11 protein-coding genes and 1 pseudogene are annotated in these 9,207 nt (G+C 69.1%); all 12 read left to right on the top strand.

Annotated elements, in window-relative coordinates; translation table 11 throughout:
- A partial coding sequence (locus tag V7Q39_RS16465; RefSeq protein ID WP_333817701.1) for a protein adenylyltransferase SelO family protein occupies positions 1–563 on the top strand: 563 nt, incomplete at its 5' end.
- Positions 564–680: 117 nt separating this feature from the next.
- Entirely contained in the window at positions 681–1,232 is a 552-nt protein-coding gene (locus V7Q39_RS16460) for a helix-turn-helix domain-containing protein (RefSeq protein WP_333817700.1), read from the top strand.
- Between the two features lie 85 nt (positions 1,233–1,317).
- Positions 1,318–2,511, top strand: a complete 1,194-nt coding sequence (gene kbl / locus V7Q39_RS16455; RefSeq protein WP_333817699.1) for a glycine C-acetyltransferase — start codon at positions 1,318–1,320, stop codon at positions 2,509–2,511.
- The gene (locus V7Q39_RS16450; RefSeq protein ID WP_333817698.1) at positions 2,508–3,125 is read left to right on the top strand and encodes a class I SAM-dependent methyltransferase; all 618 of its coding nucleotides are present in this window, start codon (positions 2,508–2,510) and stop codon (positions 3,123–3,125) included. Before kbl ends, V7Q39_RS16450 begins: the two co-directional genes overlap by 4 nt.
- Positions 3,126–3,133: 8 nt before the next feature.
- On the top strand, positions 3,134–4,159 hold the full coding sequence (tdh, locus tag V7Q39_RS16445) for an L-threonine 3-dehydrogenase (RefSeq protein WP_333817697.1): 1,026 nt from the start codon (positions 3,134–3,136) through the stop codon (positions 4,157–4,159).
- A 491-nt stretch (positions 4,160–4,650) separates the two neighbouring features.
- The gene (locus V7Q39_RS16440; protein WP_333817696.1) at positions 4,651–5,016 is read left to right on the top strand and encodes a phosphomannose isomerase type II C-terminal cupin domain; all 366 of its coding nucleotides are present in this window, start codon (positions 4,651–4,653) and stop codon (positions 5,014–5,016) included.
- 226 nt (positions 5,017–5,242) lie between these two features.
- On the top strand, positions 5,243–5,830 hold the full coding sequence (locus V7Q39_RS16435; protein WP_333817695.1) for an anthranilate synthase component II: 588 nt from the start codon (positions 5,243–5,245) through the stop codon (positions 5,828–5,830).
- Positions 5,827–6,840: an anthranilate phosphoribosyltransferase gene (gene trpD / locus V7Q39_RS16430; protein WP_333817694.1), complete on the top strand. Its 1,014-nt coding sequence runs from the start codon at positions 5,827–5,829 to the stop codon at positions 6,838–6,840. The genes V7Q39_RS16435 and trpD overlap by 4 nt, the downstream gene beginning before the upstream one ends.
- A complete protein-coding gene (locus V7Q39_RS16425; protein WP_333817693.1) occupies positions 6,833–7,486 on the top strand; it encodes a uracil-DNA glycosylase in 654 nt (217 codons plus the stop codon). Before trpD ends, V7Q39_RS16425 begins: the two co-directional genes overlap by 8 nt.
- Positions 7,487–7,588: 102 nt before the next feature.
- Entirely contained in the window at positions 7,589–8,398 is an 810-nt protein-coding gene (gene trpC, locus V7Q39_RS16420) for an indole-3-glycerol phosphate synthase TrpC (protein WP_333817692.1), read from the top strand.
- Complete coding sequence (gene moaC, locus V7Q39_RS16415; RefSeq protein WP_333817691.1) at positions 8,395–8,871, top strand: cyclic pyranopterin monophosphate synthase MoaC; 477 nt, start codon at positions 8,395–8,397, stop codon at positions 8,869–8,871. The genes trpC and moaC overlap by 4 nt, the downstream gene beginning before the upstream one ends.
- A gap of 11 nt (positions 8,872–8,882) precedes the next feature.
- Positions 8,883–9,207, top strand: a pseudogene (locus V7Q39_RS16410) (molybdopterin molybdenumtransferase MoeA); the annotation flags it as partial.

Below are 9,207 nucleotides of genomic sequence, written 5' to 3'. Positions count from 1 at the left end.
ATGCCAACCAGCCGCTGATCCTTGGCTGGAACCTCGCCCGCCTGGCCGAGACGCTGGTCCCCCTTCTCGACCCGGTGCAGGAACGCGCCATCGAGATCGCCAACGACCGCCTCGCCGGTATCGCCCCGCGCTACGGCACGGAATGGCTGGACGTGATGCGCCGCAAGCTGGGCCTGCCCGGCGAAGACGAGGCCGATGCGCAACTCGCAGACGACCTGATGTCAGCGATGGAGGGCGCCGACTGGACCCTCACCTTCCGCCGCCTTGCCGACGAAGCCGCGCTGCGCCCGCTCTTCCCCGATTTCGCCCGGATGGAGACCTGGCTCCCCCGTTGGCGCGCCCGCGCCGGGGATGGCGCTGCCCGGCGCATCACGCAAGCCAACCCCGCAGTGATCCCGCGCAACCACAAGGTCGAGGAGGCGCTGACCGCCGCCACGAAGGGCGACATGGCCCCCTTCCACGCCCTCCTTTCCGCGATCCAGCATCCCTTCACGGAAGCCGAGCCCTACATGCTGCCCGCCCCCACAGGCTTCGGCACCTATGTCACCTATTGCGGCACCTGACCGGCGGCTCCTCGTGCGCCTTCGGCTTCTCGTCGGGAGGCCCGCGAGGAGCGACGAAGGAGACGACGAGCGCCCCTCAAGATTGACGCTTCCCTCGATCCCCGCCACCATGGCCGCATGGCCGACCGCTCCGACATCCACGACCGTCTCGCCGCCTCGCTCCGCGCCGCCCGCAAGGCCCGCGGCCTTTCCCTCGACGCTGCCGCCAAGCTGTCCGGTGTGTCCCGCTCGATGGTCAGCCAGATCGAGCGCGGCGAATCCTCGCCCACCGTCGCCACCCTCTGGGCCCTGACCCAGGCCCTGCAACTCGACTTCGCGGGGCTTCTGGAAGGCCGCCCCGCCCCTGGCATCGACGTCACCCGCGCCGCCGCCGCCCCCGTCATCCAGCGCGGCGGCGTCACCATCCGCATCCTCTCCGCCCCCGAAAGCGTGGGCCATCACGAGGTCTACGAACTCGCCTTCGCCAAGGGCGCCAAACTCACCTCCGAGGCCCATTCCCCCGGCTGCCGCGAGCACCTGACCGTCCTCGAAGGCCGCCTCGCCGTCACCTCGGGCGACGCCACCGACAGCCTCGCGCCCGGCGACGTCGCCCGTTACCCCGCCGACCGCCCGCACGAGATCGCTGCGACCGGAACCGCCCGCGCCATCCTTATCGTCCAGGACAGCTGACTTCCAGTTTAACGGATACGCATCCGCCAAGTTGACACGACCCCCACGATCTGCCAGTTTCCGCCAAACCGGAAAGGAGTCTGCCATGACGGAAAAATTCGCGTTCCTGAGCCACATCACCGCGACCCTTGAGGGCATCGAGGCCGAGGGCCTGATGAAGCGCGAACGCCTGATCACCGGGGCGCAAGGCGCGCATGTGCAGATGGCCGGGCGCGAGATGCTGAACCTCTGCGCCAACAATTACCTCGGCCTCGCCGACGACCCGCGCCTGATCGCCGCCGCCAAGGCCGCCATGGACGACCACGGCTTCGGCATGGCCAGCGTCCGCTTCATCTGCGGCACCCAGGACCTGCACCGGAAGCTGGAGACCCGCCTCGCCCGCTACCTGAACCACGACGACAGCATCCTCTTCGCCGCCTGCTTCGACGCGAACGGCGGGCTGTTCGAGCCCCTCCTCGGCCCGGACGACGCGGTGATCTCCGACGCGCTGAACCACGCCTCGATCATCGACGGCATCCGCCTCTGCAAGGCGAAGCGCTATCGCTACGCCAACTCCGACATGGCCGATCTGGAAGCCCAGCTGAAACAGGCCCGCGCCGACGGCGCCCGCTTCCTACTCATCGCGACCGACGGCGTCTTCTCGATGGACGGCTACTACGCGAACCTGCCGGAAATCCGCGCCTTGGCCGACCGCTACGGCGCCCTCGTCATGGTCGACGACTGCCACGCCACCGGCTTCACCGGCCCGAAAGGCGCAGGCACCCCGGCGCGGGCGGGCGTCAAGGTCGACCTCCTGACCGGTACGCTCGGCAAGGCGCTCGGCGGCGCTTTGGGAGGCTATATCGCCGGGCCGCAACCGGTGATCGACCTCCTGCGCCAGCGTGCCCGGCCCTATCTCTTCTCTAACGCCCTGCCTCCCGCGGTCGTTGGGGCCGCGCTGGCCGCCCTCGACATCGTGGAAGAGGCCGACGACCTGCGCGCCCGGCTCACCGAGAACGCCACCTACTGGCGCGCGAGCCTCACCGCCGCGGGCTTCACCCTCCTGCCGGGCGAACATCCCATCGTCCCCGTCATGCTGGGTGACGCCAAGCTCGCGCAGGCCATGGCCGCCGACCTCTTCAGCCGCGGCGTCCATGTCGCGGGCTTCTTCTTCCCCGTCGTCCCCAAGGGCCAGGCCCGCATCCGCACCCAGATGAACGCGGCGCTGACCCGTGCAGACCTCGACTTTGCGCTGGACGCCTTCCAGGCCGCCGGACGGGCGACCGGAGTTCTCCTATGACCTCGGCCCATGCCATCGCCGGCTACACCGCCCAGGCCGCGCAACTTGTCGTCCGCTACGATGCGATCCCGAACGAGATCTGGTATGCTCCGGTCCGGCATCTGCTGCCCTCGACCCCCGCGCGGATCATCGACATCGGCGCGGGCACCGGACGCGATGCGCGCTGGCTGGCCACGATGGGGCACGCGGTCACCGCGGTCGAGCCGGTCCCGGCCTTCGTCGCCGCCGGACAAGCGCAGGACGGCGCGCGCTGGATCACCGACGCCCTGCCCGCGTTGCCGCAAGCCCTTGCGCTGGACGAACACTTCGACCTGATCATCCTGTCCGCCGTCTGGCAGCATCTCGACGCCAGTGAACGTCAGGCCGCCGCCCCGGTTCTTCGCCGCCTCGCCGCGGCGGGTGCAACGCTCCTGATGGCGCTGCGCCATGGCCCCGCCTCGACCGACCGCCCGGTCTGGCCCATTGACGTAGACGACACCGCGCAACTGCTGGCCGGGGCAGGTTTCCGCGAAACCTTCCGCACCAGCGCGCGGTCGATCCAGCCCGCAAACCTCGCTGCCGGGGTCCACTGGACCTGGCTTGCCCTTGTCGCCCAACCCGAGGCCCCCAAATGACCAACGAAATGAAGACACTCGTGAAGGCGCGCCCCGAGCCCGGCCTCTGGATGGAGCGCCGCCCGGTGCCCGAGATCGGCCCCGACGATGTGCTGATCAAGATCCACAAGACCGGCATCTGCGGCACCGACATCCATATCTGGAACTGGGACGATTGGGCACAGAAGACCGTGCCAGTCCCCCTCGTGACCGGCCACGAATTCGCGGGCGAGATCGTGGAGATAGGCCGCAACGTCGAAGGCCTGACCCTCGGCCAGCGCTGCTCGGGCGAGGGGCACCTGATCGGCAAGACCTCGCGCCAGAGCCGCTCCGGCAAGTTCCACCTCGATCCGGAAACCCGCGGCATCGGCGTCAACGAACCCGGCGCCTTCGCCGAATACCTGCGCCTGCCCGCCTTCAACGTCGTCCCCCTGCCCGACGCGATCGACGACGAGATCGGCGCGATCCTCGACCCGCTCGGCAATGCCGTCCATACCGCGCTCAGCTTCGACCTGATCGGCGAGGATGTGCTGATCACCGGCGCCGGTCCCATCGGCATCATGGCCGCCGCCGTCGCCCGCCATGTCGGCGCGCGGCATGTGGTGATCACCGACATCAACCAGGCCCGGCTCGACCTTGCCGGCCAGGTGGCCGATGTGGTCCCGGTCAACGTGGCGACCACCGACCTCAAGTCGGTCTATTCCGGCCTCCACATGACCCAGGGCTTCGACGTGGGGATGGAAATGTCCGGCTCGCAACAGGCCCTCGACCAGATGGTCGAACACATGGTCATGGGCGGCCGCATCGCGATGCTGGGCATCCCGCCCGGCAAGTCGCCGGTCGACTGGAGCCGCATCGTCTTCAAGGCGATCACCATCAAGGGCGTCTACGGACGGGAAATCTTCGAGACCTGGTACAAGATGATCGCCATGCTGGAAAACGGCCTCGACATCCGCCGGGTGATCACCCACCGTTTCAAGGTGGATGCGTTCCAGGAGGGCTTCGCCGCCATGCGCTCGGGCCTCTCCGGCAAGGTGGTGCTGGACTGGACGTAGATCGGGTCCCTCCGGCGCAATAGTGGTGATCGGTTCGTGTTCGTCAGACACGGCGCCCGAGGAGTCTTGTACGCTGCCCGATCGAAGACTCCTATCTCCGGAACATGCCGATCCTCGGCTACGCCAGACCCACCGGAGACTGGTGTTCCACCTGACGCTCCTCCTCGGCTTCACCTTTCACATTTGCCCAAATATCCCCGCCGGAGGCACGTCCGAGCCGGTTGTGCGCCCTTCGCGCACAGAGGCGAGACAAAAGCGCGCGCCGCAAGGCGCTCGATATGACACCGCATCGGCCAGCGAACCGTCCCGCCAGAAAGCCAACCGCTGCACGCAGCACCTCCCCTCCCCCTCTGTGGGGAGCGGTCGGGGGTGGGCGCCGCCAGCCCTCCGGCCGCCCGCCCCGGAAATGCCCCGAAATGGCCCGGCGGCATTAACCGCCTGTTCACCATTTTCCGGCGAGTCTGCTCCGCATGGCACAAGGGGACCGGATCATGGACGGATCGCAGCACGCAGGCTTTGCCGAGGCGCGGGCCGCCTTCACCGCGGCTGAGCCCGTTCTCCCACGCCCCGTCCTCGCCTCGGGCCCGCGCTTCCATGTCCGCGAAGTTCGCCTTGCACCCGGTGAGGCGACGGCGCTCCACTCCCACCTGCACCGCACGGAACATTGGGTGGTCGTCGAAGGCACCGCCGAGGTGACGATCGGCCTGCGCTCCCGCCTCCTCGGCGAGGGGGAGGCGATCCAGATTCCCCTCGGCCAGATGCACCGGCTGGAAAACCCCGGCCGCCTGCCGGTGACGTTGATGGAGGTGGCAACAGGCTGCTACCTCGGCGAGGATGATCTGGTCCGCCACGACTGACGCCTCCTCGCGTCCTCCGGTCGCTCGTCACCGGCCCCGCGAGGAGCGACCGAAGGAAGCGACGAGCCCGCCGCAATGGTGAAGCGAACGTAAACGACCACAGACAACCCATTGAAATCGTGCAGTCCGAAACTCTGCCCACGCGCGGGCACCCCCGCCCCGACCCCGGTTTACACCGCCCCCCGCATCGGCGATAACCGGCGGAACCGGCCCGAAGGGAAGACCGATGCTCCTCCTGATCGACAATTACGACAGCTTCACCTGGAACCTCGTCCACTACCTCGGCGAACTTGGCGCGGAGGTGGTGGTCAAGCGGAACGACGCCCTGCAGGTGCAGGACGTGATCGCGATGGCTCCCTCGGCCATCGTCCTCTCCCCCGGCCCCTGCGACCCCGCCGCCGCCGGGATCTGCCTGCCCCTCACCAAAGCCGCCGCGACGGCCGGTATCCCCCTGCTCGGCGTCTGCCTCGGCCACCAGACCATCGGCGAAGCCTTCGGTGGAAACGTCGTCCGCTGCCACGAAATCGTCCATGGCAAGATGGGCACCATGCACCATTCCGGGCAAGGCGTGTTCAAGGGGCTCCCCTCGCCCTTCCAGGCCACCCGCTACCACTCGCTGATCGTCGACCGCGCCACGCTCCCGGCGGAGTTGGAAGTCACCGCCTGGCTGGAGGACGGCACGATCATGGGCCTCCGCCACAAGCGCCACCTGATCGAGGGCGTCCAGTTCCACCCCGAGAGCATCGCCAGCGAGCACGGCCATCAGCTGCTGCGGAACTTCCTCGACGAAGCCCGCGCGAAAGTCTTGGCATGAGCGACATCCTCAAACCCCTGATCGGCACCGCCGCCAACCGCCCCCTGACCCGGGCCGAGGCGGAAGCCGCCTTCGACGCGCTCTTCGAGGGAGAGGGCACGCCTGCCCAGATGGGCGGCTTCCTGATGGCCTTGCGGACGCGGGGCGAGACGGTCGACGAATACGCCGCCGCCGCCAGCGTGATGCGGTCGAAATGCAACCCGGTGAAGGCCCCCGCGGGAGCCATCGACATCGTCGGCACCGGCGGCGACGGCAAGGGGACGCTCAACATCTCCACCGCCACCGCCTTCGTCGTGGCCGGCGCCGGGGTGACGGTCGCCAAGCACGGCAACCGCAACCTCTCCTCCAAATCCGGCGCCGCCGACGCCCTCACCGAGCTTGGCCTGAACGTGATGGTCGGGCCGGAGGTGGTGGAGCGCTGCCTCGCCGAGGCCGGGATCGGCTTCATGATGGCGCCGATGCACCACCCCGCGATCCGGCATGTGATGCCGGTGCGGGCGGAACTGGGAACGCGGACGATCTTCAACATCCTCGGCCCCCTCACCAACCCCGCCGGGGTGAAACGCCAGTTGACCGGCGCCTTCTCCGACGCGCTGATCCGCCCGATGGCGGAGACGCTCCTGACCCTCGGGTCGGAAAAAGCCTGGCTGGTCCACGGCTCGGACGGCACCGACGAGATCACCATCTGCGGCCCGACCTCTGTCTCTGCCGTGGAAAACGGCGCGGTGCGCGACTTTACCGTCCACCCGGAGGATGCAGGCCTCGCCCCGCATCCGTTCGAGGCGATCCTGGGCGGGACGCCCGCCGAGAACGCCGCCGCCTTCCGCGCGCTTCTGGATGGCGCGCCGGGGGCCTATCGCGATGCGGTGCTCCTCAACGCCGCCGCCGCGCTGGTGGTGGCCGACCGTACAGGCAGCCTGACGGAAGGGGTGGAGGTCGCCCGCGCGGCGATCGATTCCGGCGCGGCCAAGGCCAAGGTAGAGGCGCTGGCCCGCCTGACCCATGGCTGACCGGCCCGAGCCGCCCGACAGCTGGGCCGACCTGCCCTTCTTCACCGATGGCCGCTGGGAGGCGCTCTGGCGCAGGCTGGAGGCCCTGCCCGACTGGCAGCCCGCGCCGGACGCGATTTTCCGCGCCCTCGACCTGACCCCGCGCCCGGCGGTCCGCGTGGTCATCCTCGGCCAGGACCCCTACCCCACGCCCGGCCGCGCGACCGGCCTTGCCTTTTCCTTCCCGCCCGGCCAGCCGCCGCGCGACAGCCTGAAGAACATCCTGACGGAAGTCGCCGCCGACACCGGGCAGCGCAAGGCCGACGGCGACCTGACCGGCTGGGCCCGGCAGGGCGTCCTGCTCCTGAACCCCGTCCTGACCGTGCCGGTGGGCCAGTCCCACGGCCACAAGGCCCTGGGCTGGCAGGCGCTGGCCGCCGAGATCCTGACCGCCACCGCCGCGGATGGCCCCCGCGCCTTTCTGCTTTGGGGCGCGCCCGCGCAGAAGGCCTGCGCCGGGTTGCCGCGCGACGGCCACCTTGTCCTGCAAAGCCCGCATCCCTCGCCGCTGTCCGCGCATCGCGGCTTCTTCGGCTCGCGCCCCTTCGGCCAGGTGAATCGCTGGCTCGCCGCGCGGGGCGAGCCCGAAATCGACTGGTCGCTCTAGACTTCCCTTCCCCCGCCCGACAGGCTAGGACCGGCCCAGCCTCTTTTGAACATTCTGCGGGGTTGGGAGTTTATCTCCCGGCACCGGGCGAAAGGAGACCGCATGACCATCCTCGACCGCATCAAGGCCTACAAGCTGGAGGAGGTGGCCAAGGCCAAAGCCGCCACGCCGCTCGCCGATATCGAGGCCGCCGCCAGATCCGCCGCCCCGCCCCGCGGCTTCGCCCGGGCGCTGCGCGAGGCGACGCTGACCGGCTACGGGCTGATCGCCGAGATCAAGAAAGCCAGCCCGTCCAAGGGGTTGATCCGCCCCGACTTCGACCCGCCGGCGCCGGCCAAGGCCTATGAGGCCGGGGGCGCCACCTCCCTGTCGGTCCTGAACGACGCGCCGAGCTTTCAGGGGGCGGACGAATACCTTGTGGCCGCGCATGATGCCGTGGCGCTGCCCTGCCTGCGCAAGGATTTCCTCTACGATCCCTGGCAGGTCACGCAGTCGCGCGCGCTGAATGCCGACTGCATCCTGCTGATCATGGCCTCGCTCGACGACGGCCAGGCCGCTGAACTGGAGACCGCCGCGATGGCCCTCGGCATGGACGTTCTGATCGAGGTGCATGACGAGGCCGAGCTTGACCGCGCGGCGCTGCTGAAATCCCCGCTGATCGGCATCAACAACCGCAACCTGCACACATTCGAGGTGACGCTCGACACCACGCGCAAGCTGGCCCGCCGAGTGCCCGAGGACCGGATGATCATCGCCGAGAGCGGGCTTTACACCGCCGACGACCTTGCCGACCTCGCGCAATACGGCGCGCGCTGCTTCCTGATCGGCGAAAGCCTGATGCGGCAGGAGGATGTCACCGCCGCTACGCGGGCGATCCTGGCGAAACCCTTGACCGCACAGGGCGGGCTGTGAGCGGCCTCAGCCATTTCGACGACCGGGGCCAGGCGCATATGGTCGACGTCTCGGGCAAGCCCGTGACCGACCGCGTTGCCGTGGCGGTAGGTGCGGTGCGGATGACGGCAGAGACCTTGCGGCTCATCACCGAGGGCCGGGCGAAGAAGGGCGACGTGCTGGCCGTCGCGCGGCTGGCCGGGATCATGGCGGCCAAGAAGACCGCCGAGCTGATCCCGCTGTGCCACCCACTGCCGATCACCAAGGTCGCGCTGGAACTGACAGCGGATTCCGCGCTGCCGGGGGTGCGGATCGAGGCGACCGTCAAGACCTCGGGCCAGACCGGGGTGGAGATGGAGGCCTTGACGGCAGTTTCCGTGGCCGCGCTGACAGTCTATGACATGGTCAAGGCGGTGGAGAAGTCGATGGTGATCGACGGGGTGCGTGTCATCCTGAAAGATGGCGGAAAATCCGGGCGTTACGAGGCCCCATGACGATTGCAACGATGATCCAGGTCGAAGAGGCGCTTGCCCGCTGCCTGGCCCTTGCCGCCCCCCTGCCGCCGGAAACCGTGCCGCTGGCGCGGGCTTCGGGGCGCTGGATGTGCGCCCCCGCCGTGGCGAAGCGCGACCAGCCGCCCTTTCCGGCCTCGGCGATGGATGGCTATGCGCTGCGGGGTGATCCGGCAAAGGGCGAGAGCTTCACCGTGATCGGCGAGGCCGGGGCAGGACATGCTTTCGCCGGGTTGATCGGCCCCGGCCAGGCCGTCCGCATTTTCACCGGCGCGCCGGTGCCGGAGGGTGCGACGCGGGTGGTGATCCAGGAGGATG

Origin of the sequence: Tabrizicola sp., assembly GCF_036781545.1 — a bacterium.
GTDB lineage: Bacteria > Pseudomonadota > Alphaproteobacteria > Rhodobacterales > Rhodobacteraceae > Tabrizicola.
Note: the sequence above shows the minus strand (reverse complement) of the source record. Positions and strands in the feature narration are given on the sequence as shown.